This is a genomic window from Cellvibrio sp. (assembly GCF_053579595.1).
In genome coordinates, this window is record NZ_JBRFPI010000571.1 from 1 (window position 1) to 1,759 (window position 1,759).

Annotated in this window: 1 protein-coding gene and 1 pseudogene; one reads left to right on the top strand and one right to left on the bottom strand. The window is 52.9% G+C overall.

Annotation, left to right across the window (positions count from 1 at the left end; genetic code table 11):
* Positions 1-1,360: DUF1631 family protein (locus ACWA6V_RS21235; RefSeq protein WP_449524348.1), on the bottom strand; the 1,360-nt coding region annotated here is incomplete at its 3' end.
* A 205-nt stretch (positions 1,361-1,565) separates the two neighbouring features.
* On the opposite strand from ACWA6V_RS21235, the pseudogene ACWA6V_RS21240 reads away from it, so the two are divergent.
* A pseudogene (locus ACWA6V_RS21240) lies at positions 1,566-1,759 on the top strand (bifunctional ADP-dependent NAD(P)H-hydrate dehydratase/NAD(P)H-hydrate epimerase); the annotation flags it as partial.

Consider the following 1,759-nt stretch of genomic DNA (forward strand, 5'->3'; position numbering starts at 1 on the left):
GCTCGCGTTCGGCTGCGGCTGCGGCTGCTTGTTGTTGAGCGATGAGCGCGCGCACGACTTGTTCGGCTTTGTTTTTTTGCAGCAGTAATTGCGCCTGTACGCTGCGGTTGGCTCGTTCGATCAGGGGCGGCAAGAGCGACTGAATAACTGTGGCAAGGTCTTGTATCAGGAGCGGACGTGCAATGCCGGTAGATAAACACAGGGCAAAATCCTTGGTATTTTTATTCATCACCTTGCGCCCGGTGTGATCGACAAATAACAGTTGGTCGATGGCCGGATTTTTTAATGCGAGTTTACAACGAATAGCATCTGCACTTTCGCCGTTAACCGCCTCACCGTTAAAGATAATCCAGTCTCCCACATTAATACGGTCGGTTTGCTGCAACAGTGTTTTGGGAATGTGGGTGTGCACATCGCTCAGCCCGCCGGTGCTGGCCAGCTCGGGAAAGAGCGTGCATTCTTGGGTTTGTTTTTGGATTGCACTCATCAGGCACCGATTTAATTGCTCAATCAATTGTGTATAAGCAGCACTATTGCTGCTTGGGTGTTGCAGGCTGCGCTCCAATTCGGCGAGCACTAGGGGGATTTGGTCGTAGAGCAGTTGGTCATCAACCTCCATCCCATCACCGGAAAATAATTGCCCCAGTGCGGGCAAAAGCCGTTGCCAACTTTTCCACAGGGGTAATTGCGATAGCTCGGCGGGATCAGTATTAAACGCCCAATATTGCAACTCACTTTTAAGTGTTCCGGCTATAGCGTTGTGCAGCTCGGTGGGCAGCGGACGCCCAGCGAGGTTGTGGTTGATAGCCTCGGCCACGCGCGCTTCAGCACTGATTAATTTCAGGTTGGCCAATTCGGTTTCGCACAGGCGTGCTTCGAGCATGGCCGCGCGCTTGTCTTCGGCGGCTAGCCAGATGGTAAATTCATCGAGCTGTTGCTGCAGGTTGGCGGCACCGGCGATTTGCTGCTCTTCACTAGCGGACCAATAAATGGTGGCGAACGTAAAAGCGGCGCTGAGTTTGTCAAACAACTGTTGGTTAGGTTTTGAATCGCGCGCGCACCAATGGCTTCCAGGTGGTGTGATAGTGGAAAAAAACAGGCGCAGCGGATGTTGTGCGCTGCAGTAGAATTCATCGTCGTTGGCGATCTGTGTGAGCGCAGTGGAAGTGAATTCGTCTAACAACGGCTGCAGGCGCACATCCCAAGGGTTTGTGTGGGTAAATCCGTGCAACAAATCAGCCGCTAATTGCTCGCGCAAGCCAGCGGGGTCGACCGACTCGGCCGCGGCGATACTGGCAAAGACTTCACTCAGTTGCAGTGAGTCGCCCTCGATAATCGCTTGCAGGGTAAATTCAGACATGCAGTTCCGTGGTCGTAGAATAAGTCAGCAGTGGTATCAGTAAAAAGAAGCTCCTGCTCAATATAGTCAACTTGGCTGGGAGCTGCTGCATTTTCTCTGCCATTCCGGCGAAGCCTTAACCTCATCCAGACCGGCGAAGCCTTAACCCGATCCAGATAAGTTGCGTATAATCGCGCCCCATTCCTGCCCCTATTGGTTGCGCTCCATGAAAATTACCGCTTCATCCCCCTTTCTTTACACCGCCAGTGAAGTTTATGCATTGGATGCAGCCGCGATTGCCGGTGGTATTCCCTCTATCCAATTGATGAAGCGTGCGGGGCGGGCCGGGTTTGAGTTGCTGATCGAGCGCTACCCTGCACCTGAATTGATCAGCGTCTATTGTGGTGCGGGCAAAAATGG